The organism is Streptomyces sp. NPDC020875 (assembly GCF_040641415.1).
In the GTDB taxonomy this organism is placed as follows: domain Bacteria; phylum Actinomycetota; class Actinomycetes; order Streptomycetales; family Streptomycetaceae; genus Streptomyces.
In genome coordinates this window covers 1-24,510 of the sequence record NZ_JBFADP010000045.1, presented here as the reverse complement: position 1 = coordinate 24,510, position 24,510 = coordinate 1, and the positions used below count along the sequence as shown (strand labels likewise).

At 74.1% G+C, this 24,510-nt stretch carries 20 protein-coding genes; 10 read left to right on the top strand and 10 right to left on the bottom strand.

Annotated elements, in window-relative coordinates:
* The first annotated feature begins 334 nt into the window (after positions 1-334).
* The 3 genes from AB0G74_RS24465 to AB0G74_RS24455 all read left to right on the top strand — a co-directional run bounded on the left by AB0G74_RS24465 (position 335) and on the right by AB0G74_RS24455 (position 4,068).
* Positions 335-1,288, top strand: a complete 954-nt coding sequence (locus AB0G74_RS24465) for a hypothetical protein (protein WP_361149928.1) — start codon at positions 335-337, stop codon at positions 1,286-1,288.
* A 344-nt stretch (positions 1,289-1,632) separates the two neighbouring features.
* Positions 1,633-3,087, top strand: coding sequence for an amino acid permease (locus AB0G74_RS24460; protein WP_361150028.1), 1,455 nt, complete (start codon positions 1,633-1,635; stop codon positions 3,085-3,087).
* Positions 3,088-3,192: 105 nt separating this feature from the next.
* Positions 3,193-4,068, top strand: a complete 876-nt coding sequence (locus AB0G74_RS24455) for a GNAT family N-acetyltransferase (RefSeq protein ID WP_361149925.1) — start codon at positions 3,193-3,195, stop codon at positions 4,066-4,068.
* Between the two features lie 90 nt (positions 4,069-4,158).
* Here AB0G74_RS24455 and AB0G74_RS24450 read toward each other — a convergent pair whose 3' ends face one another.
* Positions 4,159-5,451 carry a DUF6777 domain-containing protein gene (locus tag AB0G74_RS24450; RefSeq protein ID WP_361149922.1) on the bottom strand — a complete coding sequence of 431 codons (1,293 nt, stop codon included), beginning with the start codon at positions 5,449-5,451 and terminating at the stop codon, positions 4,159-4,161.
* A 265-nt stretch (positions 5,452-5,716) separates the two neighbouring features.
* Between AB0G74_RS24450 and AB0G74_RS24445 the strand changes: the two genes are divergently transcribed.
* The gene (locus tag AB0G74_RS24445; RefSeq protein WP_361149920.1) at positions 5,717-7,003 is read left to right on the top strand and encodes a streptophobe family protein; all 1,287 of its coding nucleotides are present in this window, start codon (positions 5,717-5,719) and stop codon (positions 7,001-7,003) included.
* Between the two features lie 237 nt (positions 7,004-7,240).
* On the opposite strand, the gene AB0G74_RS24440 is transcribed toward AB0G74_RS24445, so the two are convergent.
* From AB0G74_RS24440 to AB0G74_RS24400, 9 genes are all read right to left on the bottom strand, one after another.
* Positions 7,241-8,200 (bottom strand): serine/threonine-protein kinase, encoded by a 960-nt coding sequence (locus AB0G74_RS24440; protein ID WP_361150025.1) that lies wholly within the window; start codon positions 8,198-8,200, stop codon positions 7,241-7,243.
* Between the two features lie 80 nt (positions 8,201-8,280).
* Positions 8,281-9,021, bottom strand: a complete 741-nt coding sequence (locus AB0G74_RS24435; protein ID WP_361149917.1) for a hypothetical protein — start codon at positions 9,019-9,021, stop codon at positions 8,281-8,283.
* 9 nt (positions 9,022-9,030) lie between these two features.
* Positions 9,031-11,427: an FHA domain-containing protein gene (locus AB0G74_RS24430; protein ID WP_361149915.1), complete on the bottom strand. Its 2,397-nt coding sequence runs from the start codon at positions 11,425-11,427 to the stop codon at positions 9,031-9,033.
* A gap of 78 nt (positions 11,428-11,505) precedes the next feature.
* Positions 11,506-12,855, bottom strand: a complete 1,350-nt coding sequence (locus AB0G74_RS24425) for a 6-phospho-beta-glucosidase (RefSeq protein ID WP_361149913.1) — start codon at positions 12,853-12,855, stop codon at positions 11,506-11,508.
* A 94-nt stretch (positions 12,856-12,949) separates the two neighbouring features.
* Positions 12,950-13,543, bottom strand: a complete 594-nt coding sequence (locus AB0G74_RS24420) for a putative glycolipid-binding domain-containing protein (protein ID WP_361149910.1) — start codon at positions 13,541-13,543, stop codon at positions 12,950-12,952.
* Between the two features lie 487 nt (positions 13,544-14,030).
* Complete coding sequence (gene meaB, locus AB0G74_RS24415; protein WP_361149907.1) at positions 14,031-15,017, bottom strand: methylmalonyl Co-A mutase-associated GTPase MeaB; 987 nt, start codon at positions 15,015-15,017, stop codon at positions 14,031-14,033.
* 37 nt (positions 15,018-15,054) lie between these two features.
* A complete protein-coding gene (gene scpA / locus AB0G74_RS24410; RefSeq protein WP_361149905.1) occupies positions 15,055-17,253 on the bottom strand; it encodes a methylmalonyl-CoA mutase in 2,199 nt (732 codons plus the stop codon).
* A complete protein-coding gene (locus AB0G74_RS24405) occupies positions 17,250-19,151 on the bottom strand; it encodes a methylmalonyl-CoA mutase subunit beta (RefSeq protein WP_361149902.1) in 1,902 nt (633 codons plus the stop codon). The genes scpA and AB0G74_RS24405 overlap by 4 nt, the downstream gene beginning before the upstream one ends.
* A gap of 126 nt (positions 19,152-19,277) precedes the next feature.
* Complete coding sequence (locus AB0G74_RS24400) at positions 19,278-19,448, bottom strand: hypothetical protein (RefSeq protein ID WP_361149900.1); 171 nt, start codon at positions 19,446-19,448, stop codon at positions 19,278-19,280.
* A gap of 11 nt (positions 19,449-19,459) precedes the next feature.
* On the opposite strand from AB0G74_RS24400, the gene AB0G74_RS24395 reads away from it, so the two are divergent.
* The 6 genes from AB0G74_RS24395 to AB0G74_RS24370 form a co-directional block, all read left to right on the top strand.
* The gene (locus AB0G74_RS24395) at positions 19,460-19,801 is read left to right on the top strand and encodes a hypothetical protein (RefSeq protein WP_361149898.1); all 342 of its coding nucleotides are present in this window, start codon (positions 19,460-19,462) and stop codon (positions 19,799-19,801) included.
* Positions 19,802-20,280: 479 nt separating this feature from the next.
* Positions 20,281-20,664, top strand: coding sequence for a VOC family protein (locus AB0G74_RS24390; protein WP_361149896.1), 384 nt, complete (start codon positions 20,281-20,283; stop codon positions 20,662-20,664).
* Positions 20,665-20,894: 230 nt separating this feature from the next.
* Positions 20,895-21,689, top strand: a complete 795-nt coding sequence (locus AB0G74_RS24385) for a carbon-nitrogen hydrolase family protein (protein ID WP_361149894.1) — start codon at positions 20,895-20,897, stop codon at positions 21,687-21,689.
* 14 nt (positions 21,690-21,703) lie between these two features.
* On the top strand, positions 21,704-22,474 hold the full coding sequence (locus tag AB0G74_RS24380) for a DUF6629 family protein (protein WP_361149892.1): 771 nt from the start codon (positions 21,704-21,706) through the stop codon (positions 22,472-22,474).
* Positions 22,471-22,854 carry a hypothetical protein gene (locus AB0G74_RS24375; RefSeq protein WP_361149890.1) on the top strand — a complete coding sequence of 128 codons (384 nt, stop codon included), beginning with the start codon at positions 22,471-22,473 and terminating at the stop codon, positions 22,852-22,854. The genes AB0G74_RS24380 and AB0G74_RS24375 overlap by 4 nt, the downstream gene beginning before the upstream one ends.
* Before the next feature lie 183 nt (positions 22,855-23,037).
* Positions 23,038-24,510, top strand: a 1,473-nt coding sequence (locus AB0G74_RS24370; RefSeq protein WP_361149888.1) for an NADP-dependent succinic semialdehyde dehydrogenase, incomplete at its 3' end; no start/stop codon positions are given.

Genomic DNA, 24,510 nt, shown 5'->3' with positions numbered 1-24,510 from the left:
CGCCCGGAACGGACGGAGATAAAGACGGCGATCCCCTCCTTCGGGTGAGTTTGCTCGGTAAACTCTGGGGAATCCTCTGTGGCGCATGGTAAAGGGGCTGGTGGCGTGCGGTGGTGGCATATGCCGGAACCGGCCACCGTCACCGACCCCTTCGGGGTGAAGAACGCATCCGTTACCCGGACGAGTGTTTTCTCCGCCACTTGTTGATGAGTAGGGTGTGGTCCCGCCGCCGGTGATCCACGGGGAACCGGCCGCATTCCGACGGCCGTGACCGGGCCCGTCACCGGAATGCGCGCCGGAGGCGGTGACGTCAGGGGCGACGGGGGAGGGGAACGTGCCTGCCGGGTCTTTCGGGGGACAGTACGTCTGGCATCCGGCGGCCGACGACCGTCGGCTGGCCCGCGCCTGTATCGACGTCAAGGCGGGCCGCTACCTCGGCGCCGAACGCGCCCTGCGCGAGACCAGGGCCGACTTCTCCACCCGGGCCCACCGCTCCCTGGTCCTGGCCTCCGAGGCCGCCGACTCCGACCTCGCCGAACGGTGGCTCGCCGAGGAACCGGGCCCCGAGTCCGCCCTGTTGTGGGCCCGGGTCGCCATGCTGAGGGCGCTGCGCGCCGACGACGCCGGAGCCCGGCACGCCGGAACCCTGCTCGGCATCGCCGAGGGCGCCTGCGAACGGGCCGCCCGGCTCAACCCCCGCGACCCCACCCCCTGGGTGGTCCAGCTGGCGCTCGCCCGGATCCGCCGCCCCCGCGACCCGGCGCCCACCGGACTCCTCACCGCGCCCCCCGGCCCCTGGCCGCTGCTCGCCCGCGTACTGCGGCTCGACCCCTGGAACCGCGAGGCCCACCATCGCTTTCTGGCCTTCTTCTTCGCCCGCTACGGCGGCACCGCCAGCGCCCGCTGGGACGTCGCCGCCTTCCTCAGTAACCGGGCCCCCGTCACCTCCGCGCTGCGGCTGCTGCCGCTGGTCGCCCTGGCCGAGGAGTACGACCCCTCGTCGCTGCTGGCCCACCGGGCCTGGCGCCGGCCGCAGTGGGTGGCCACCGCCCTCCACGGCCACCGGCACTGGCTGCCCGAGGTTCCCCGCTACCGCTTCACCCCCGTCCTCGACCTCTCCTATCTCGCCCACGCCCTCTTCATGAGCCGTCAGGAGGCGGAGGCGCGGGAGGTGCTGACGGCGATGGGGCCGTACGCCGCGCGGATGCCGTGGAGCGCCTTCGGCGACCCCTGCGACCAGCTCACCAGGGCCCGGCGGACCCTGGGCCTGCCGGTACCCGCCGCATGAGCGGACCGTACCGCCCGAAGTCCCCGCACCGTGTCGCCGGAGCGTGCCGGGTGCCCGGCCCGGTCCGGACCGGCGACGCCCGCCGCGGAGGCCGGATCCGGTCCCCGTACGACCCGTACGGCACCTCGGTGCCGTACCGCCCGCCCGGCCGCGACCGGTACCGGATGCCGCGGGCGGGCCCGGGACCGCCCGGAAACCCCACGGGGCCGTACGAGAATTCGGGAACTTCGGGAAACTTCGGAAAGGGGCCGCCGGTGCCGGAGAACATCGCAGCCGTCCGGCGCAGGAATCGTCACCGCGACGACGGGACCGTCGCCCTCGACGACGACGCCACTCTGCACGCCATGGGATATCCGCGCAAACTCACCCGGAGATTTCGCGCCTTCGACAACTTCGCCATTTCCTTCACCATCATCAATGTCATCTCCGGAATTTTCTCCGCCTTCGGCTACGGAATGGCGGCGGGCGGCCCGTTGATCCTGGTCGCGGGATGGATAGCGGTTTCCGTGATGGTGCTGTTCGTCGGCGCGGCGATGGCCGAGATCGCCTCCGCCTACCCCACCAGCGGCGCGCTCTACTTCGCCGCCGGAAAGCTCGCCAGAAACCACCGGGGCGCCTGGTCCTGGTTCACCGGCTGGCTCAACTTCGTGGGACAGGTGGGCGGTACGGCGGCCACCGCCTATGCCGCGGCCACCTTCATCCAGGCGTTCATCGCCCTCGGCCACCCGGCCTATGAACCCACCGGCCCCAGGACCGTCGCCATCACCGCCGTCATCCTGCTCGCCCAGGCCCTGGCCAACACCTACACCGTGGACCTGGTCGTCGTGGTCACCCGGATCTCCGTCTGGTGGCTGGCGGGCGGGGTGACCCTGATCGTCGGCTGTCTCGTCGTCATCCCCGACGGCCACCGGTCACCCGCCTTCATCACCCACTTCGTCAACGACACCGGCTTCACCAGCGGGGTCTACGCCGCACTCCTCGGCCTGCTGGTCACCAGCTGGACCTACACCGGCTTCGACGGCAGCTTCCACATGTCCGAGGAGACCGTCCGCTCCACCGTCAGCACCCCGCGCGGCATCGTCCGGGCCATCGCCTGGTCCGCCGTCGCCGGACTCGCCCTGATGCTGGCCCTCGTCTACTCCATCGACGACTACGCCGCCACGGCCGCCGCCTCCGCGCCCCCCGTCCGCGTCCTCGTCGACGGGCTCGGCACCGGGGTCGCCGGACTGCTGCTCCTCGTCGTGATCGGCTCCATGCTGTTCTGCGGGCTCGCCAACATGACCAGCAACGCCCGGCAGATCTTCGCCTTCTCCCGGGACGGCGCGATGCCGGGGTCCCGGCGCTGGCACACCGTCAGCCCCCGGACCCGGACCCCCGTCAACGCCGTCTGGCTGGCCGCCGGATGCTCCTTCGTCCTCACCGTGCCCGGCACCTGGTCCCATACCGCGTTCGCCGCCATCATCAGCGTCAATGTCGTCGGCATGTATCTCGCCTACGGCATCCCGATCTTTCTGCGGCTACGGCTCAAGGGCGAATTCCGGCCCGGCCCCTGGAACCTGGGCCGATGGGGTGTGCCGGTGGCCCGGATCGCCGTCGTCTGGATCGGACTGAGCAGTGTCCTCTTCGTTCTTCCGCACGCCTTGCCCATCACCCCCACCACCTTCAACTACGCTCCGATCGCCCTGGTCGCGGTGGTCCTGGTGGCCACCGTGTGGTGGTTCGCCACCGCCCGGCGGCGCTTCTCGGGGCCGGTCAGCTACGGCAGCCCCGACGAGGTGGCCGCGATGGACCTGATCTGACCCGCCGACCACCACCGGGGCCGGGGCCCGCGAGCCACCGCCGCCCCACCGGACACCGACCTCCCGACCTCCCCAGCAACCACCCCCTGAAGGGACGCACCTCAGATGACCGAGCCCCTCACCGGAATCCAGGACACCACCGACCTCACCGTCGCCCCGGCCACCCTGGAGGAGTGGCGCCGGATCGCCGAATGGGCCGCCGCCGAGGGATGGAACCCCGGCGACGGCGACGCCGCCTGCTTCCACCCCACCGACCCCGAGGGCTTCTTCGTCGGCCGGATCGACGGCGCCGTCGTCTCCGCCGTCTCCATCGTCCGCTACGGCGCCGACTACGCCTTCCTCGGCCACTACCTCGTCCGCCCCGAACTGCGCGGCCGCGGCATCGGCCTGGCGACCTGGCGCGCCGCCCTGCCGCACGCCGGAACCCGGCTGATCGGCCTCGACGCCGTCCCCGCCCAGCAGGGGAACTACGAGCGCTCCGGCTTCGGCGCCGCGTACAACACCCTCCGGTACGGCGGCGTCCCCCGCCGGGGCGGCGGCATCGCGCCCGGAGTCGTACCGGTCACCGCCGATCTGCTCACCGCGATCGGCGCGTACGACCGCACCTGCTTCCCCGCCGAACGGGACGCCTTCGTCGCCCGCTGGCTGACCGCGCCGGGCCACACCGCGTACGTCCGGCTCGACCGGGGCCGCATCACCGGCTACGGGGCGATCAGGCCCGGCCGCGAAGCCCACCGGATCGGCCCCCTCTTCGCCGACACCACCGAGGACGCCGAAGCCCTCTTCGACAGCCTGACCGCCGGACTCGCCGAGGGCGACGCGGTCGCCGTCGACGTCCCCGAACCCCACCGGGAAGGCGCCGCGCTCGCCGTCGGCAGGGGGCTGACGGCCCAGTTCCCCACCACCCGGATGTACACCGGCCCCGCGCCCGCCGTCCGTACGGAGCGGGTCTTCGGCGTCACCAGTCTCGAACTGGGCTGACCCGGCCACGGCACCGGGCCGGGGAACTCCGGGGCGCGCCGCGCGGGCCCGCCCCGGCCCGGGAGCCGGGCCGGGGCGGGACGAGACGGCTCAGCTCGCCGGCCCGGTGTCCGGGGCGGCCGGGGTGCCGCCGGGCGAGTACGGCTGCTCGGGCTGCCGCGGCGACTCCGGCGGGGACTCCGGCGGCGGGGACACCTGCCCCGGAGCCGACTCCTCCGGAGGCGGCGACGACCCGGGCTCCGCGGGCTTCGACGACGGCGGCGACGAGTCCGGATCCGGCTTCGACGGCGACGCCGAATCCGACGCGGACGGCGACGCCGAATCCGACGGCTCGTCCGACGGCGGCGGGGACGACGGCAGCTTCTGCTCCGGGGGCTTCGTCGGACGGTCGCCCGACCCCGTGGACCCCGTCGGCCGGGTGAACCAGCCCCCGTCCGGGGCGAGGACCGTCAGTTCGCTCAGATGCTTCGTCGCCGGTGCCACGACCACCACCCGGTCGGACGAGTACCCCGGCCACGCGTCGCCCTCGATCCGGGGCGTACCCGACTGGGCCACCGGCCGGGTGAGCGGATTGCCGCAGTTGCAGCGGACCCTCGGTACGCCCCTGGTGTCGACCAGGACCGCCGTTCCGGCCTGGAGGACCGCCTGGTACGTGGTCGTCGCGCCGTCGCGCCAGCCGTGATTGGTCACCCGGGCGTCGATCCGCAGCTGAACCGGTGTCAGCGACCGCACATAATCCGGGACGGCGTTCGGCTCGATTCCCAGCACCTCGGCGAAGGCCGCGTTCTTCGCCCCGTCGGCGGCGAGCTGACCGATCTGCGCCTGGACGTCGCAACTCGGCCGGTCCCGCGTCCCGCCGTACAGCCCCGGGGTCGCCCCCGACACCGAACGGACCTCGTTCCCGTCCGGCGGCGGGCCCGTCGGCTGGGCAGTCTCCGACAGCGGCCTGCTCTCCTTCGCCGTCGACGCCGTATACGGATCCGGCCCGGTGGCGCTCGCGGCCTGGAGGAAGATCTCCCCCGAGGCGGTGGTGCCCGAACCCGGCTCGTCCGAATCACCCGGCAGGGTGAGGACCAGGATCACGGCGACCGCGGCGACCACCCCGAGACTCAGCAGCGCGACCCTGGGCGCCGACCGCCACCAGGGGCCGCCGCCCCCGCCGTCGTCCGGGCTCTTCGGCTTCCCCGGACCGCCGCCGTCACCCCCGCCACCGCTGCCGCCCCCGCCGCCTCCGTACCGGTCCCCGTCGTCGTCGCCGGGGCCCGAAGGCCCGGCCGGGACCTGCTCCGACACCCGGGTGGGCGGCGGCGCGGAGTCCGGCCCGGCGAGCGGACCGGACGGCGGACCGGTGGGACGTTCGGACGGCGGCGGTTCGGCGCTCACGTGCTCCACCCCTGCTCGGAGGAGATCGATCGGACATACGGACGGGTGCCGGGTGCCGGGCGGTACGGGAACCGGGCCCGGGGACATCGCGCCGCCGGGCGGGCCGTACCCGGCGCGCCGGGCTTCCCGGCCGCCCCGGGGCGTGTCCGCAGCCCCATTGTGTGCGTCCACCGCGAACCACCCGCAAGCCGGGACGGGCCGTCGGCGCTACGCCGTCGGACCAGCCCGGCGCGCGGGCCGCGCCACCGCCGCATAGCGTGACGACGTGACCCAGCAGCCGGAGCCCGGGCGCCGCCGCCCGGCCCCCTTCCCCGCGGGCCGTACCCCCTACGGCTGGATCCAGGCGTTCCTCGCCGTCGCCGCCGGACTCGTCGCGCTCGTCGTCACCGCCGCGCTCGGACTGTGGGCCGCGGGCGCCGCAGACCTGCCCGACGGCTCCTTCCCCGGCGTCGTCGCCGCCGTCGCCGTCCTCGGCGCGGGCGGCACCGTCGAACTCACCGGCTCCGCCGGACCGCTCGCCGTCGGCGGCGGCGTCCTCGACGTCGTCCCCCTCTCCGTCACCCTCGCGGGCGCCCTCGCCCTCGCCCATGGATTTCTGCGGCCCCTGCGGCTGCACGCCGTCGTCGGCGCCCGTGAACTCGCCGCCTGGGCCGCCAGGCTCGCCCTGCTGTGGGCCGTCGTCCTGATCGGACTCGCCGCTGCCGCGCGGCACGACTTCGACCTCACCCCCGGCGGCACGATCGCCGACATCGGCGACATCTTCGGGATCACCGCGTCCGCCGGATTCGCCGCCGACGTACCCCTGAGCCTGTTGTACGGGCTCCTCTGGCTGGCCGCCCTGCTGGTGGTGGCCCTGCTCGCCTCGTACGGCGCCGCCGTCCCCGCCCGGCTGGTACGCCCCCTCGGGCCCGTCCGGCCCGTCGCCCACGCGATGGTGCTCCTGCTGCTCGGGTACGTCGCCCTGGGACTCGTCGCCGGACTCGTCACCGCGGCGACCCGCGGCCACCCGGCCGAGACCTTCGCGGTGATCCTGCTCGGCCTGCCCAACCTGGCCTGGCTCGCCCTCACCCTCGGCCTCGGCGCCGTCTGGGACGGCACCGCCGAGGGTCCGTTCGGGCTGCCCGTACCCCGCGCCCTGGACACCGTCCTGCGCGCCCCCGGCGGTACGACCCTCGACCTGCGCGGCCTCGCGTCGGAGGAGAGCGCGGCATGGTGGCTGCTGGTCGCGGCGGCCGTCGGGGCGGTCGCGGCGGCGATCGTCGCCGCACGGCGCTCCCCGGCGGGCACCCGGGCGTGGCAGCACGGACTGCGGATGGGAGCCGGGCTCGTCCTGACCGTGCTGACGGTCTGTCTGCTCTGCCGGATCGACGCGCGATACGGGCTCTCGCTGCTCGGCCTCGGCGATGTCGACGGCGGTCTCGCCGGACACGTCGAGCTGGCGCCCCGCTGGTGGACGGCGCTGCTCGCGGCGGCGCTCTGGGGTGTGGTCACGGGTCTCCTCGCGGGCGCGTCCACCCTCCGGGGCCGCCGCGCCTCCGATGGTGCGCCCTGAGACCCCGTGGCGTCCGGAGGGTTGCTGCCCGGTCCCGATCCGCGGACCGTACGTGGCTTGTCTCGCAGTTCCCCGCGCCCCTGAACGCTCTCCCACTCCCGGCTCCTGGAAGGGAGCCCCGCCTGCTACCTGAGCGGTGAGGAGGACAACCCAGGGGCTCGGGGAACTGCGAGAGCAACCACGTACGGTCCGCGGACCGCGAACAAACCGGGCCGTCCGGGCGCGCCCGGAAAGGGGCTACAGAGGGAGGCCCGGGAAGGCCGGACGGGCCCACGGCGGTGGGGGCGGCGGCGGTGTCGGCCCGCCGGACACCCGCGCCGGTGGCGCCGCTGTGACCAGGCGCGTCGCCCCCCGCCCCGCCGCCGCGCGCAACGCCGCCACGAACTCCCCGCACGACCCGTACCGGTCGTCCGGCAGCTTCGCGAGCGCGTGGGCCATCACCTCGTCCACCGCCCCGGGGAGGTCGGGGCGCCGGGCCGTCAGCGGTGGTGGCGGGTCGAACTGGTGGGCCCAGAGCAGTGCCATGTCGTCCTCCCGCTGGAACGGCGGCGCGCCGCCCAGCATCTCGAACACCACGCACGCCAGCCCGTAGACGTCGCAGCGCCCGTCGACCGGCCGTCCCGAGATCTGTTCCGGTGCCACGTAGTCGAGTGTGCCGACGAACTGGCCGACTGTCGTGAAGCCTGTCAGGGAGAGCGACTTCTTCGTCAGTCCGAAGTCCGTCAGATAGACGTGTTCGGGGTGGTCGCTGTCGGTGCCTTCGGCGACGAGCACATTGCCCGGTTTCACATCGCGGTGGACCAGGTCGTGCCGGTGCGCCGCGTCGAGCGCCGACGCGGTCTGCGCGGCGATCCGGCCCGCCACCGCGACCGGCAGCGGCCCCTCCCGGCGGAGCAGGGTGCGCAGGTCCTGGCCGGGGACGAACCGCATGGCGATGTAGAGCAGCCCGTCGGCCTCGCCGGCCTCGAACACCGGCACGATATGGGGGTGGTCGATGGCGGCGGCCACCCGGGACTCATGGGCGAACCGCTGCCGGAAGGTGTCGTTGCGGGCGAGTTCGGGGGCGAGCAGTTTCAGGGCCACCGTACGGTCGAGGCGCAGGTCCCTGGCCCGGTAGACGACCGCCATTCCGCCCCGGCCCACCTCCTCCTCGACCAGGTAGTCCGCGATCCTCCGGCCCGCGAGATCGGTCACCAGGCCCGAGGGGTGTTCCGGCGCCGCGCCGGACGCGGGCGGCGGTCCGGCGGCGGTGTCCTCCGGTTCGCCGCCCGGGGCCGTCACCGGCCCTCACCGTCCGGGCGGGCCGGGGGCTCCGCCCCCACGGCCCGGGTGGGCGCGGCTCCCGATCCGCCCGGGGTGTCGTCCGCCCCGGCGACCGCCGTCTTCTCCGCCGTCTCCGCGAACTGCGGCTCACCCGGCCGGTCGCCGCCCCCGGAAGCCGGGAACCCCGAAGCCCCCGCCGCCCGGGTCTCCCCGCCCGCCGCGGCATCCGGGCCGTTCGGCGTACCGTCCGGCGTGCCGGACTCCGGGGCTGTCCGGGGAGCGCCCGCCGCCGCGTACGTACTCAGCCGGAGCCCGTCGCCGTACACCCACCGCTCGTGCTCGGCGTCGTACAGCCAGACCGACTCGCCGTCGATCACCACCCCGGCCCGCAGGCCCCGGGTGCGGTCCCGGAACGCGGCCCGGTCGATCCGGCCCTCCGCGAGGTCGTCGGCGGCGCCCCGGTAGCGGCCGACGGCCTCGCCCGCGCGGGCGAGCTGGGGCCGCTGGTCGGCCGTGCGGGTCAGTGGTCTGCCCGTCGCGGGCGGCGGCTGCGGAACCGCCACCAGCAGCCGTCCGTCCACCCAGGCGGACCAGCCGTTGGCGCAGACGATCCGCCCCCAGTCGCCGGTGCGATCGGCCAGCCGGACCGGGAGCAGCGCGTCGAGCGACGCCGTGGGCCGGTCCGTACCGGCGGTCTCGAAGGCGGCCAGCCCGCCCGGCGGCACCACATGCGTGGGGCTGAACTCCTCGGACATACGCGGTGCCTACTTCCGCATCACGGCGGGCTCCTGGCGGCGCAGCAGCCGGGCGACCAGCCAGCCGTACAGCACGGCCAGTACCAGCATCATGCCCATATTGGTCAGCCACACCGCCGTGGAGTGCTCGAACAGCGGATCGGCGGTCAGCGTGCCCGGCACCAGCCGGGACAGGCCGATCGTGCCCGCCATCGCCCCGAGCGCCCACCGCGACGGCACCAGCCACGCCAGCTGCTCCGCCACCGGCAGCCCGTCCAGCCTCAGCAGCGCCCCGCAGAACACCACCTGCACGATCGCCAGCAGCACCAGCAGCGGCATGGTCACCTCCTCCTTGCGGACCAGGGCGGAGATCAGCAGACCGAGCATCATCGCGGTGAACGACAGCAGAGCCACCGCGAGCACCAGCTCCAGCAGCGGTGGCAGCAGTACGCCCCGGCCGCCCGGCGCGTTCAGCCGTACCCCCGCCAGGCCGATCAGGGTGAGTACCACCGCCTGAAGTACCGTCACGGTGCCCAGCACCACTACCTTCGACATCAGATACGCCGACCGGGAGAGCCCCACCGCCCGCTCCCGCCGGTAGATCGCCCGTTCCTTGACCAGTTCGCGGACCGCGTTCGCGGCACCCGTCAGCACCCCGCCGACGCAGAGGATCAGCAGGGCGTTCATCGCGGTCTCGCGGGTCAGGGCGCTGCCCGCGAGCGCCCGGGCCATGGCGCCCATCACGAACGGCAGGGCGATCATCACGGCGAGGAAGGTCCGGTCGGCGGAGAGCGCCGCAGTGTACCGCCGTACCAGGGTCCACAGCTGGGCGCCCCAGCCGCGGGGCTTCGGCGGCGGCGCCGGGGCCGTCCCCGCCCGCGGTACGGGCCCGGACCGCACCGGCTGCGCCGAGGCGTCCTCGACATAGCGGCGGTGGTAGGGCGAGGCCGCGTAGGCGCCCGCCCAGTCCCGGTCGCGGTCGTTCTCGAACGCCTCGAACGCCTCCGGCCACCGCTCGTGCCCGAAGTAGCCCAGCGCCTCGTCCGGCGGCCCGTAGTAGGCGATCCGGCCGCCGGGTGCCAGTACCAGCAGCCGGTCGCAGACATCGAGGCTGAGGACGCTGTGCGTGACCACGATGACGGTCCGGCCGTCGTCGGCGAGGGCCCGCAGCATCTGCATCACCGAGCGGTCCATGCCCGGGTCGAGACCGGACGTCGGCTCGTCGAGGAAGAGCAGCGACGGCTTCGTCAGCAGTTCGAGCGCCACACTGACGCGTTTGCGCTGCCCGCCCGAGAGCCGGTGCACCGGCTGGTCGGCCCGCTCCCCGAGCCCGAGTTCGCCGATCACCTCGGCGACCCGGGCCCGCCGCTCCTCCTTGGCCGTGTCCCGGGGGAACCGCAGCTCGGCCGCATAGCCGAGGGCCGCCCGTACGGTCAGCTGGGTGTGCAGGATGTCGTCCTGCGGTACGAGCCCGATCCGCTGCCGCAGCTCGGCGTAGTCCCGGTACAGGTCCCGGCCGTCGTACAGCACCGTGCCGTCGTCGGCGGGCCGCAGCCCGGTGAGCGCGTTGAGCAGGGTCGACTTGCCCGCGCCGCTCGGGCCGACGACGGCGAGCAGACACTTCTCGGCGACCGGGAAGGACAACCCGTCGACGAGGACGCGCCGGCCCTTGTCCACGGCCACCGTCAGATCCTGGACGTCCAGTCTGACCTCGCCGGTGTCGACGTACTCCCGCAGTTCGGCACCGACGAGGCAGAACGCGGAGTGGCCGATGCCGACGACATCGCCCTCGCCGACGGCGGCCACCGACACGGCGACACCGTTGAGGAAGGTGCCGTTGTGGGAGCCGATGTCGGCGATCTCGTACGAGCCGTCCGGCCGGGTCCTCAGTTCGGCGTGGTGCCGCGAGACCGTCAGATCGTCGACGACGAGATCGTTCTCCGGGGCCCGGCCGATCCGTACGGTCCTGGCGGGCAGCGGCCGGACCGACGTCGGCTGCCGGAACGTGCCGGTCGCGGCGGGCGCGGAGACCCGGGGACCGGACATGCCGGGGGAGTCGCCGGGCGCGCCGGGCAGCGGGGCCACCCGGGTCGGCGGCGGGGGCTCCGCGTGGTCCACCAGGACCGCGCGGGGACCGTCGGCGAGGCTGCCGAACCGCAGCACACTGCCCGCGCCCACGTCCCGGACCCGGATCCGGACGCCGTCGGCGTAGGTGCCGTTGGTGCTCTTCTCGTCCTCGACGGTCCAGTGACCGTCGTCGGCGCGCAGCACCGCGTGGTGCCAGGAGACGCGGTCGTCGTCGAGCACGATCTCGCACAGCGGGTCGCGTCCGACGTGATAGGCCCGGCCCGGACGCATCACCGTTGACCCGGCGGCCGTCTCGATGAGCAGTTCGGGGGCGGTCGGCGCGATATGGCGCTCGCCCATGCCCCCGATTTTATCGGCGGGCGCGGCCCGGCGCCCGCCGGGCCGCAGGGCGCGCGCCGACCGAGCCGACCGCGCCGGTCAGCGCCGCAGATACGCCAGACCCGGATGGGCGGCCGTGTACGCGTCCACCAGACGGCGCGCCACCGTCACCGAATCGACCAGCGGATGCAGCGCGAAGGCGGACACCGCCCGCTCACGGTCCCCGGACTCCGCCGCCGCCAGCACCTCCCGCTCCACCGCCTTCACCGCGCCCACCAGCGCCGCCGCGTGCCCGGTCAGCGGGGAGACCGAGACCGGATGCGCCCCGTTCGCGTCGACCAGGCACGGCACCTCCACCACCGCCTCGTCGTCCAGCGACGGCAGGGTGCCCCGGTTGCGGACATTGAGGATCAGGGTCGCCCGCTCGTCCCGGGCGACGGCCCGCATCAGCGCCAGTGCCACCCGCTCGTAGCCGCCCGACTCCTCCAGATCGGCGGCGTCCCGTTCGCCCGCGCCCGACGCCTCCCGGTTGTGCGCCATATAGGTCGCCTCCCGCTCGGCCCGGGTCCGGTCCCAGGTCTCCAGCGCCGGGGCGCCCCCCGGCCGCCCCATCGCCGCGTAGAACCGGTCCTGCTGCTCGTGCAGAAACGCGCCCCGGGTCCGCTCGGCGCTCCGGTAGGCGGCCACCGTCTCCCGGTTGAAGTAGTAGTAGTGCAGATACTCGTTGGGGATCGCGCCCAGCGACCGCAGCCACTCCGGGCCGAACAGCCGGCCCTCCTCGAACGAGCCGAGGAGCGCCGGATCCGCCAGCAGCCCGGGGAGCACGTCCCGCCCGCCGACCCGCAGCCCCCGCAGCCAGCCCAGATGGTTGAGGCCCGCGTAGTCGGCGAAGGCGGACCCGGGATCGGCCCCCAGCACCCGGGCCACCCGGCGCCCCAGACCGACCGGCGAATCGCAGATCCCGATCACCCGGTCGCCCAGCACCGCGGCCATCGCCTCGGTGACCAACCCCGCCGGGTTGGTGAAGTTGATGACCCAGGCGTCCGGCGCCAGCCGGGCCGTCCTGCGGGCGATCTCCACGGCCACCGGCACGGTCCGCAGCCCGTACGCGATCCCGCCCGCGCCCACGGTCTCCTGGCCGAGGACGCCCTCCGCCAGCGCGATCCGCTCGTCCGCCGCCCGCCCCGCGAGACCGCCCACCCGGATCGCCGAGAAGACGAAGTCCGCGCCGCGCAGCGCCTCGTCGAGATCGGTCGTCACCCGGACCGCGGGCGCGTCCGGGACACCGGCGGCCTGGTCGGCGAGGACCCGGGCCACCGCGGCGAGCCGCCCGGCGTCGACGTCGTACAGGACGACCTCGGTGACCCGGCCCTCCGCCCGGTCGCCGAGCAGCGCGCCGTACACCAGCGGCACCCGGAACCCGCCGCCGCCCAGGAGCGCGAGCCTCATGCCGTCACCCCCGGGGCGCGGTACTGGCGGGGGGACTGGTCGGATCGTCGCTCACTCGGCACACCGCGCACGCTACCTGCCGCGCGCTCCGCGATCACCCCCGGGAGCTGCGGCCGATCAGATACGCCAGATCCGGGTAGTCCACGACGAAGCCGTCGGCGTCGAACTCGACGTCCCGGCGGAAGTCGCCCGACTCGTACCGGACCAGCCCGCCGCCGTCCTCCGTCGGACCCAGCGGGGTGTACGTCTGCGTCGACGGGCGCACCGTCAGATCGGGCACCGACAACCAGGCCATGGTGAACGTCCGCTCGTCGTCCCCGGCCCGGTGCAGCCCGTGCCGGAGCACCGGCATGGAGTTGGTCAGCGGACAGAGCCCCAGATCGCAGTCGAGCGCCCCGTCGAGATCGGGCCGCGCCTCCCCGTCCACGGTCCACGCCCCCGCCCCGTCATGGGCCAGCACCAGCTCCCGGGCCCCGTCCGCCGATTCGGCGGTCACCCTCAGCTCCCGGGTCACCCACTCCGCGCCGGTCCGCAGGGTGTAGCCGATCCAGTACGGCTCCGGACTGATCCCGACCGCCCGCCCCCGCGCCTCCAGCTCACCGTCACCGAGGTCGACCCAGGCCGTCTCATATCCCTGGTTGTCGACGATTTCCCAGGTCAGAACGTGTGTCATGGGGGAGTGGCTCATACCCGCAGGCTAACGCGGAACGCCACCCGTCGCCCGTGAGGGTGAGCCGTACGGACGGAGGTTGACGGAGTGTCGGACCCGTCGCCGACTCGGCGGTACTGTGCTCACGCGCACCGCGGTGCGCCTCCCCTCACGGACGATCCGGGCCCCACCCCTTCGGGGCCCGGCCCGAATCCGAAAGAGGGCCGTCGACCGGGATTTCGGCGGCCGGTTCCGAGGGGAGGCGCCCATGGGGCGTCGCGGGAAGCCGAAACCATCAATGCGGCAGCGCGCCGAGGACCTGCTGGTCCGGATCGCGTGGAAGCTGGGGAGGTGGTTGAAGGGCTGATCTGAGCCCCCACATACGGGGCTCAGATCAGGCTCGCTTCACCGCGTGGGCCCCCGCCATACGGATTCCCAGATCCTGGCGGGGGTCCACCTGAATAACTACTACACCTCCCGGCGGCCCGCAAACATCCCCGTCCGCAGCCCCGGAGCGCCGCCGACCTCAGCGCGGCCGTTCGAACGCCGCCAGGATCCGGCGCGCCGCCAGGGTCGCCGTCAGTTCGCCGTCGCGGACCGCGCGCTCCATGTCCGGGATCGCCTCCCGGACCGCCGGATGGGTGCGCAGCCGCTCCGTCAGCTCGTCGTGGACCATCGACCACACCCAGTCGAGCTGCTGCTCACGGCGTTTCGCGGCCAGCCTCCCGGTCGAGGTCAGGAGTTCGCGGTGCTGCTCGATCCGTTCCCACACCGTGTCCAGGCCCGCCGACTCACGGGCGCTGCACGACAGCACCGGCGGGTTCCACGCCGCGTCCGCCGGGTGCATCAGCCGGAGCGCCCCGGCCAGTTCGCGGGCGGCGGAGCGGGCGTCGCGCTCATGGGGGCCGTCGGCCTTGTTGACCGCGATCACGTCCGCCAGCTCCAGGACGCCCTTCTTGATGCCCTGGAGCTGGTCCCCGGTCCTGGCCAGGGTGAGCAGCAGGAAGGTGTCGACCATCTGGGCCACCGCGGTCTCCGACTGGCCGACGCCGACCGTCTCCACCAGCACCACGTCGTATCCGGCGGCCTCCATCACCACCATCGTCTCCCGGGTGGCCCTGGCGACTCCGCCCAGCGTGCCCGCCGACGGCGAGGGCCGGACGAAGGCGGCGGGGTCCGTGGAGAGCCGTTCCATCCGGGTCTTGTCGCCGAGGATGGAGCCGCCGGTCCGCCGGGACGAGGGATCCACGGCCAGGACGGCCACCCGGTGCCCCAGGCCCGTCAGCATGGTGCCCAGCGCGTCGATGAAGGTCGACTTGCCCACCCCGGGGACCCCGCTGATGCCGATCCGCCGGGCGCCGCCCGCCGACGGCAGCAGCTCGGTCAGCAGTTCCTGGGCCAGCAGCCGGTGGTCCGGGCGGCGGGACTCCACCAGGGTGACGGCGCGGGCGACATGGGCCCGGGAGCCCTCCCGTACCCCCTTCGCGTACGCGTCGAGGTCGATCACCGGCATCGCGGCCCCGTGCCCCCGCCCCGCCGGGCCCGCCGCCTCACGACGCGTGGCCCAGGGTCGCGGCCAGGGTCGTCACCAGATCGTGCGCCGCGTCGGGGATCACCGTGCCGGGCGGGAACACGGCCGTCGCGCCCGCCTCGTGGAGCGCCGCCACGTCCTGCGGCGGGATCACCCCGCCGACCACGATCATGATGTCCTCCCGGCCCTGCGCCGCCAGTTCCTCCCGCAGGGCGGGTACCAGGGTCAGATGGCCCGCCGCCAGCGACGACACCCCGACGATGTGCACATCGGCCTCCACGGCCTGCCGCGCCACCTCGTCCGGGGTCTGGAACAGCGGGCCGACGTCCACGTCGAAGCCCAGGTCGGCGAAGGCCGTCGCGATCACCTTCTGTCCCCGGTCGTGCCCGTCCTGGCCCATCTTGGCCACCAGGATCCGCGGCCGGCGGCCCTCCGCCTCCTCGAACCGGTCGACCAGGGCCCGGGTCCGCGTCACGGACGGGGACTGTCCCGCTTCACCTCGGTACACACCGGAGATGGTACGGATCTGGCCCGAGTGCCGCCCGTAGACCGCCTCCAGGGCGTCCGAGATCTCCCCGACCGTCGCCTTCGCCCGGGCCGCCGAGACCGCCAGCGCCAGCAGATTGCCCTCCAGGTCCGGGCCGGGCGTCGATCCGGCGGCGGCCGTCAGGGCCCGCAGCGCGTCCTGGCACCCGGTCTCGTCCCGTTCCTCGCGCAGCCGCCGCAGCTTCTCGATCTGCCGGACCCGGACCGCCGAGTTGTCGACCTTCAGCACCTCGATCTGCTCGTCGGAGTCGACCCGGTACTTGTTGACGCCGATCACGGGCTGACGGCCCGAGTCGATCCTGGCCTGGGTACGGGCCGCCGCCTCCTCGACCCGCAGTTTGGGGATGCCCGCGTCGATGGCCTGCGCCATGCCGCCCGCCGCCTCGACCTCCTCGATGTGCTGCCAGGCCCGGCGCGCCAGGTCGTACGTCAGCCGCTCCACATAGGCGCTGCCGCCCCACGGGTCGATCGCCCGGGTCGTCCCCGACTCCTGCTGGAGCAGCAGCTGGGTGTTGCGGGCGATCCGGGCCGAGAAGTCCGTCGGCAGCGCCAGCGCCTCGTCCAGCGCGTTGGTGTGCAGCGACTGGGTGTGCCCCTGGGTCGCCGCCATCGCCTCCACACAGGTACGGGTCACGTTGTTGTAGACGTCCTGCGCGGTGAGGGACCAGCCGGAGGTCTGCGAATGGGTCCGCAGCGAAAGCGACTTGGGGTTCTCCGGGCCGAAGGTGCGGACCAGCTTCGCCCAGAGCAGCCGGGCCGCCCGCAGCTTGGCGATCTCCATGAAGAAGTTCATCCCGATCGCCCAGAAGAACGACAGCCGGGGCGCGAAGGCGTCCACATCGAGCCCGGCGCCGATTCCCGCCCGCAGATACTCCATTCCGTCGGCGAGCGTGTACGCCAGCTCCAGATCGGCCGTCGCCCCCGCCTCCTGGATGTGATATCCGGAGATCGAGATGGAGTTGTAGCGGGGCATCCGCCGCGAGGTGAAGGCGAAGATATCGGAGATGATCCGCATCGATGGCTTCGGCGGATAGATATAGGTATTGCGGACCATGAACTCCTTGAGGATGTCGTTCTGGATGGTCCCGGCCAGTTTCTCCGGCGCCACCCCCTGCTCCTCGGCGGCCACGATGTACAGCGCCAGTACCGGCAGCACCGCGCCGTTCATGGTCATCGACACGCTCATCCGGTCCAGCGGGATGCCGTCGAAGAGCTGCCGCATGTCGTAGATCGAGTCGATCGCGACGCCCGCCATCCCGACATCGCCGGTGACCCGGGGGTGATCCGAGTCGTACCCCCGGTGCGTGGGCAGGTCGAACGCGACGGAGAGCCCCTTCTGACCGGCCGCCAGATTGCGCCGGTAGAAGGCGTTGGACTCCTCGGCGGTGGAGAACCCGGCGTACTGCCGCACCGTCCAGGGCTGGTTGACGTACATCGTCGGATACGGGCCCCGCAGAAACGGCGCGATCCCCGGATACGTCCCCAGGAAGTCCACCGGGGCCAGATCGTCCGCCGTGTACAGCGCCTTCACGGGAATCCCCTCCGGGGTCTCCCAGACCAGGTCGTCCACGTCCCGCCCGGTGGACTCCTTGACCGCGGCGCGCCAGCGGTCCTGGTCGGCGGCGGACGCGCCCCGCCCCAGCGCGATCCCGGTGAAGTCGGGGATGGTCACGGCGCCACTCCGATCAGATCGAGAGCCCGGGTGAGGACGGCCACGGCGTCACCGCCCGCGAACACGAACTCGTCCACCCCGGCCCGTTCATACGATTCCCGCAGCTCACCCGGGCGTCCGGCCAGATAGATCCGGCGCGCCCCGGCCGCCTTCAGTACCTCGGCGACCTCGGCCGCCCGCTCGGCGTAGAGCGCGTCGCTGGAGCAGAGGCAGACGAGTTCGGCGCCGGACGCGGTGAAGGCGGCGGCGGCCGAGGCGGCGTCCACGGTCACCGGGTCGTGGACCGGTTCGATACCGCCCGCCGCGAACAGATTGGCGGCGAAGGCGGCCCGCGCCGTATGCGCGGCGGCCGGGCCGAGCGCCGCGACGAAGACCTTCGGCCGGGCCCCCGTCTCGGCCATGAAGGCGTCCGAACGGGACCGCAGCGCCTCGAACGCCTCGTCGCGGCGGACCCTCGGCAGCCCGCCCGACGGCGGCATCGGCGCCGGATCGCGGACCAGCGGCCGCTCGGAGAGCAGCGGGAACTCGCTCACCCCCGTCACCGGCTCCCGGCGGGTCGCCAGCTTGCGGCGGCGGCCCTCCCAGACCGCCGCGATCCGCTCGCCCACCAGACCGGAACGGAGCGCCGCGAGCTGGCCCCCGGCACCCTCCACCTCCTGGAACCAGGCCCAGGCGGTGTGCGCCAGATCGTCCGTCAGCCGCTCCACGTACCAGGAGCCGCCCGCCGGATCGATCACCCGGCCCACGCCCGACTCCTCCAGCAGGATCGTGGAGGTGTTCCGGGCGATCCGCCGGGCGAAGGCGTCCGGCAGCCCCAGCGCGTGATCGAACGGCAGGACCGTTACGGCGTCCGCGCCGCCGACCCCGGCCGCGAGCGCGGCGACCGTGGTGCGGAGCATGTTCACCCAGGGGTCCCGGCGGACCATCATCACCGGTGAGGTGACCGCGTGCTGGCGCTGGGCGCCCGCCCCGGCCCCGGCGCCGCACGCTTCGGCGACCCGGGCCCACAGCCGCCGGGCGGCCCGCAGCTTCGCGATCGTCAGGAACTGGTCGGCACCGGCCGCGTAGCGGAACTCCAGCTGCCCGAGGGCCGCGTCCACCGGCAGCCCGGCGGCCGTCAGCTCCCGCAGCAGCGCCACGCCGGTCGCCAGGGAGCAGCCCAGTTCCTGCGCGGCGGACGCCCCGGCCTCGTGGTACGGCAGCGCGTCGACGGTCAGCGCCCGCAGTTCCGGCCACTCCTCGTGGCAGTCGCGGGCCAGTGCGGCGGCGGCCCGCAGCCGCTCGGGAACGATGTCCCAGCCGCCGGTACGGGCCGCGTGCCCGAGCGGATCGGCGCCCAGATTGCCGCCGGGCGCGGGCCGTACGCCCCCGGCCCTGAGGAGGTCGAAGAGGACGGAGGCGGCGGCGCCGGTGTCGTCCCCGGCGTCGAGGACGACCGGCGCGAGGTCGAGCAGCACGCCGTCGAGCGCGGCGGCCAGACCACCGACGGGGACACCGGACGCCCCCACGGCCAGCCACAGGGACGTCGTCCCGTGCTCCAGATCGGCGAGTACGGCCTCGTTGGCGGCGGCCGGGTCCGGCCGGTCGTGCCGCGCCCGTACGTCCCATCCGGCGACCGCGCCGCCCGCAGGGCTGCCGCCCCGGACGAACGGCGCGAAGCCGGGGAACCCGGCGGCGGACGCCGGGTCGGGCGCGGTCTCGGCGGTATGCAGCGGACGGACGGTCAGACCGTCTTCCACGAGCGTGGCGAGCGTGTCCTCCGCGGCGGTCTCGGGAACGTCCTTGCCCGCCTTGCGCAGTACACCGGCGGCGAGCCGACGCCACTCCTCGTGAGTGGCGTCGGGAAAGTCACCGGCCAGGGTGAACCCCTCGAAGGGGCGGTCGGGGAGCACGGTCATGCCCGGATGCTAGGACATTCGCACACCTGCGCAGCAGACGTGCCAAGTGTGAGCTTGCCCTCCGGCGAACAGTCCCCCTTGCCCCGGAATGCCATGATCACGCACGTCATCGCGGTACGGGGGAGCTTACGGCCCGCCGACGATGGTGCCGTTCGGGTGCCACCGGAACTCCAGCGGCTCACCAGCGGGACTCCAGCGGCGCACCAGCCGGTGCGGTCCGGCCTGCCCGCTCCTGCCGTCGGCCGCGGAGACCGCGAAGGTCCCCCGGGCCCGTTCCGGCTCGTCCCGTACGGCCATCGGAACCGACCGTGCGCCGTCTCGCCATCGCCCTGACGACCCTCGCCCTGCTCGCCGCGGGCACTATTACCGCCCAGGCCCTCGCGACCGCGCCCCGGCGGGCGAACCCGCACAACCAGATCGTCGGCGAGGAACAGACCATCATCGCCGACCACTCGCTGACGGTGACCGTGGCGTGCCCGGCGGGCTCCGTGCCCACCGGCGGCGGCGCGTTCACCGGCGGGGCCGCCGCCGCCGACATCTTCTTCACCAGCGTCTTCCCGTCCGGCGAGTTCTTCTCGGTGTCCGCGCGGAACACCAACCCGACCCAGGACGGCACCATCACCCCGATGGTCATCCGCACCGTGCCGTAACGCCGGGAACGGCCCGCCGCCGTGGGGCGGTGGGCAGGTCCGGGGCCCGGCGCCCGGGGCACGGACCGCGGGCGGCGCTGAAGTCACTGCTGTCAAGGAGTCACCCTGCTTCGTCGTCGGGGAGGTCCGGGGCACCGGCGCACGGGCGCGCGTCACGGCCGGCCGTGCGGGGCCGGGCCGCCGGGCCGTCCGGACCGTACGTCCGGCGGGGCGTCGCGCGCCGACCGGCGGCGGCCGGTTCGCGGCCACGGCGCACGGTGCGGAGTTCACCGCGCCCGGCCGGTCGATGGCCCGGTGACGGCGGTCCCACCCTGGTCGCCGCCGTCACCGCACGTCAAGGAGTCGCGGGGGAGTAGGGGGTATTGCGGGGTCGGTCCCGGACCGGTAAGGGTGCGGCCCGCCCCGCCCGCCCGTACCGTGGGAAGGACCGCGGCGGCGGGCCGTCGGACGCGGCCCGCGGGTGAGGAGGTGCCCCTCCGATGACCGGTGAGATCTCCTTCGTCGAACTGGGCGTGACCGACCCGGACCGGGCCCGGACGTTCTACGGAGCGCTCCTCGGCTGGTCCTTCGGCCCCGGCAGCGGCGAAGGCGGCGGCTACGAGGTCCGTACACCCAATGTGCCGGGCGGAATCCACGGCGGTGACACCGGCGCGGGCCCGTATGTCTTCTTCCGGGTCGACGACATGTCGGCCGCGCTCGCCCGGGTCGTCGAACTCGGCGGCCGGGTCGACGACTTCGACCTGGAACAGGACGACGCGAGCACCGCCCGCTTCGGACGGTTCACCTTCTGCCACGACGACCAGGGATCGCCGTTCGGACTCCACCAGCCGCCCGCCGCCCGCCCACCGGACGGCACCGGCTGACGGCAGCGGCCCGCGCGGAGTCGGCGCCCCGCCGCGTACGGGAACCGGCCGACGGCCCAAAGGACCGTGCCGCGCCGTCCGGGCGCCGGTTGTCCGGATGTCGCCGCTGTCCGGGCGCCGGGACAGCGCCGAATCCGCCCCCGCGCACCGCCGGGCGGCGGCCTGGAGCATGCTGGGAGTGAGACCCGGCCGACCGGACCGGACCGCCGCGACCCTTCTGGGGGACGTCCATGCGCATCGCCCTGAGCCAGCTCACCTCCGGACCCGACCCGGTCCGCAACCTCGGACTCGTCCGGGAACAGGCCCGGCTCGCCGCCGACGCCGGAGCACGGCTCGTGGTCTTCCCCGAAGCCACCATGGCCCGCTTCGGCACCCCACTGGCACCCCTCGCGGAACCCCTCGACGGGCCCTGGGCCACCGAAGTGCGGCAGATCGCCAAGGAGACCGGGCTGGTCCTCGTCGCCGGGATGTTCACCCCCGCCGACGACGGCAGGGTCACCAACACCCTGCTCGTCACCGGACCCGGCGTGGAGACCTCCTACGACAAGATCCATCTCTACGACGCCTTCGGCTTCACCGAGTCCACCACCGTCGCCGCCGGATCACAGGTCGTCACCTTCGACCTCGACGGACTGACCATCGGCCTCGCCACCTGCTACGACGTCAGGTTCCCCGAACTCTTCCGGGCCCATGCCGACGCCGGGGCCGTCCTCTCCCTGCTGCCCGCGTCCTGGGGCGCGGGCGAGGGCAAACGCGACCAGTGGGACCTGCTGGTCCGCGCCCGCGCCCTCGACGCCACCCTCTGGGTCGCCGCCGTCGGCCAGGCCGACCCGGCCGCCTCCGGGACCGCCGTCACCGGCCGGGCACCCACCGGAATCGGCCACAGCGCCCTCATCGGCCCCGACGGCACCGTACGGGAGCGGCTGATGTCCGGCCCCGGCCTGCTGGTCGCCGATATCGACCCCGGCGAGGTGGCCACCGTACGGGCGGCGATCCCCGTCCTCGCCAACCGCAAGCTGCGGTAGCCCGGGGCCCCGCCGTGTGCTGGAGCGCGACCGCCGACCTCGTCGCGGGCACCGCGATCGGGGCCGTAGGAGCCGTCTGCGTGGTCCGCGTCCTCCGCGGCGACCCGGCCCGCCGGATCCGCGATCTGCCGCTCGCCGCCCTGCCGCTCCTCCTCGGCGCCCACCAGATCGTGGAGGCCCGGCTCTGGCACGACGGCGGCGGCACCGGGCCCGCCGTCGTGCTCTGGGCCGTGATCGCCCTGCCCCTGCTGCCGCTCTACCTGCCCCTCGCCGTCGCCGCCGCCACCCTGCCCGGCCGGACCCCCGCCGGACGGCTCCCGGCCGTACCGCTCCGGATCGCCGTCCCCCTCGCCGCCGGGGCCGTCACCTCCGCCGTCCTCGCCCACCGGCTGGCCGACACGACCGTGACCGCCGAGATCCACGAACGGACCGTCGGCTACGCCGTCGGGCTGCCCGCCCCCGCCGCCGTGATCACCGGCTATCTGCTGGCCACCGTCGGCGCGCTGCTGCTCGCCCGCGACCCGGTACTGCGGCTGCTGGGCGCCGTCACCGGCGCGGGCGCGGTGGTCTGCGCCCTGCTCTGGCGGAACGCGTTCGTCTCCACCTGGTGCGCCCTGGCGGCGGTCGCCTCCGTACTGATCCTGGTGTGGACGGCCCGCGCCCCGGGTACCCGGCCCGGGACCGGCAGCCGATTCGCCTCCCGGCCCGGGGCGCGCGAGGCTGGAGACGACACCCCTTCGCGGGCCGCGCGAGGGCCCGTACCGGAGGAGGAGGGACCACCGTGACCACCGTGAACAGGCCCGATCAGCACACCGAACCCGTCGTGGTGACCATCAGCGGCTGCGCCAAGGAGGACGCCCACGCCGTCTTCGAGTTCCTGCGGCACTCCTACGACTGCGACCGGGGCGCCGCCGACCGGCCCGAGTACGTCTCCCCGGACCACCCCACCGTCTGGACCGCCACCTTCGACGCCGCCTCCGCCCGGCCCCCGTCCGGGCCCGTATCGCTGGCGACCCCGGTGGAGGCCGAGATGCAGGGCGGCTACTGGGCCGTCGACCGGATGACGGAAACCCTCACCACCGCGTTCCGGGTCGAACGGCAGGGCACGGCCGCGGGCGACCAGGAGAAGGACGTCCAGCTGCGGCTGCTCAGCCGGGCCGCCTGACCGCCCCCGGCCGGGCCGTGACCGCCCCGGCGGACCCGCCGGGCCCCGTCACGGCCCGGCCGTCGCGTTGCGGGGACGGGCCCGCCGGGTGAGGGTCGAAGGGCGCCGGCCGGACGGTCACCGCCACCACGGCCCGCGCCGCCGCCGTACCGGCCGCCCCGCGGCACCCAGGAGGAGAACGTCATGCCCATCGCCACGGTGAACCCCGCCACCGGGGAGACCCTCGGCACCTTCGAGCCGATGGGGCCCGGGGAGATCGAGGAACGGCTCGCCCTCGCCCACGAGGCGTTCACCGGCCAGCGCACCACCGGCTTCCCCGACCGGGCCCGGCTGATGCTCCGTACCGCCGGACTCCTGGAGGAGGACGCCGAGCACATCGCCCGCACCATGACCACCGAGATGGGCAAACCGCTCACCCAGGCCAGGGCCGAGGCGGCGAAGTGCGCCCGGACCATGCGGTGGTACGCGGCCCGGGCCGAGGGGCTGCTCGCCGACGAGCACCCCGACCCCACCGACGTCGCCGACTCGGGCGCCGCCCGGGTCGTCGTACGGTACCGGCCGGTGGGCACGGTCCTCGCGGTGATGCCGTGGAACTTCCCCCTGTGGCAGGTCGTACGGTTCGCCGCCCCCGCCCTGATGGCGGGCAACACGGCCCTGCTGAAACACGCCTCCAACGTGCCCAGGACCGCCCTCTACCTGGAGGAACTGTTCCGCCGCGCGGGCTGGCCCGCGGGCTGCTTCCAGACCCTGCTGATCGGCTCCGACGCCGTCGAGGGCGTACTGCGCGACCCCCGGGTCGCCGCCGCGACCCTCACCGGCAGCGAACCGGCCGGGCGGGCCGTCGCCGCCGTCGCGGGCGACGAGGTCAAGAAGACCGTCCTGGAGCTGGGCGGCAGCGACCCCTTCCTGGTCCTGCCCACCGCCGACCTCGCCCGCGCCGTGGAGACCGCCGTCACCGCCCGGACCCAGAACAACGGCCAGTCGTGTATCGCCGCCAAACGGTTCATCGTCCACACCGATGTCCACGACGCGTTCTGCGACCGCTTCACCGAGGCCATGCGGGCCCTCGTCGTCGGCGATCCGCTGGACGAGACGACCGAGATCGGACCGGTCGCCACCGAACGCGGCCGGGCCGATCTGGAGGAACTGGTCGCCGACGCCCTGGCCCTCGGCGCCCGGGCCCTGTGCGGCGCCGCCCGCCCCCAGGGCGCCGGACCCGGCTGGTTCTACGAGCCGACGGTACTCACCGGCATCGGCCCGGCGATGCGCATCCACCGCGAGGAGACGTTCGGCCCGGTCGCCACCGTCTACCGGGCCGCCGACCTGGACGAGGCGATCACCCTCGCCAACGACACGCCCTTCGGCCTCAGCTCGAACGTCTGGACCCGGGACGAGCGGGAGATGACCCGCTGCGCCCGGGAGATCGACGCCGGAGGGGTGTTCTTCAACGGGATGACGGCCTCCCATCCCGCCTTCCCCTTCGGCGGCGTCAAGCGCTCCGGCTACGGCCGGGAGCTGTCGGGCCAGGGCATCCGCGAGTTCTGCGAGGTCACCACCGTCTGGCGATCGCGCGGTCGTCGTCGGCGCCGGACCCGCCGGCTGGTCCGCCGCCCTGACCCTGCTCCGCGCGGGCTGCCGGGTCGGCCTGCTGGTCAG

What these genes read in the sequence shown, in the direction of transcription:
- AB0G74_RS24390 (WP_361149896.1), top strand. Translation starts at nt 20,281, where the DNA reads ATGACCGGTGAGATCTCCTTCGTCGAACTGGGCGTGACCGACCCGGAC.
- AB0G74_RS24400 (WP_361149900.1), bottom strand. Translation starts at nt 19,448, where the DNA reads ATGGCCGTACGGGACGAGCCGGAACGGGCCCGGGGGACCTTCGCGGTC.
- AB0G74_RS24405 (WP_361149902.1), bottom strand. Translation starts at nt 19,151, where the DNA reads ATGACCGTGCTCCCCGACCGCCCCTTCGAGGGGTTCACCCTGGCCGGT.
- AB0G74_RS24420 (WP_361149910.1), bottom strand. Translation starts at nt 13,543, where the DNA reads ATGAGCCACTCCCCCATGACACACGTTCTGACCTGGGAAATCGTCGAC.
- meaB (WP_361149907.1), bottom strand. Translation starts at nt 15,017, where the DNA reads ATGCCGGTGATCGACCTCGACGCGTACGCGAAGGGGGTACGGGAGGGC.
- AB0G74_RS24430 (WP_361149915.1), bottom strand. Translation starts at nt 11,427, where the DNA reads ATGGGCGAGCGCCATATCGCGCCGACCGCCCCCGAACTGCTCATCGAG.
- AB0G74_RS24435 (WP_361149917.1), bottom strand. Translation starts at nt 9,021, where the DNA reads ATGTCCGAGGAGTTCAGCCCCACGCATGTGGTGCCGCCGGGCGGGCTG.
- AB0G74_RS24460 (WP_361150028.1), top strand. Translation starts at nt 1,633, where the DNA reads ATGGGATATCCGCGCAAACTCACCCGGAGATTTCGCGCCTTCGACAAC.
- AB0G74_RS24385 (WP_361149894.1), top strand. Translation starts at nt 20,895, where the DNA reads ATGCGCATCGCCCTGAGCCAGCTCACCTCCGGACCCGACCCGGTCCGC.
- AB0G74_RS24425 (WP_361149913.1), bottom strand. Translation starts at nt 12,855, where the DNA reads ATGAGGCTCGCGCTCCTGGGCGGCGGCGGGTTCCGGGTGCCGCTGGTG.
- AB0G74_RS24455 (WP_361149925.1), top strand. Translation starts at nt 3,193, where the DNA reads ATGACCGAGCCCCTCACCGGAATCCAGGACACCACCGACCTCACCGTC.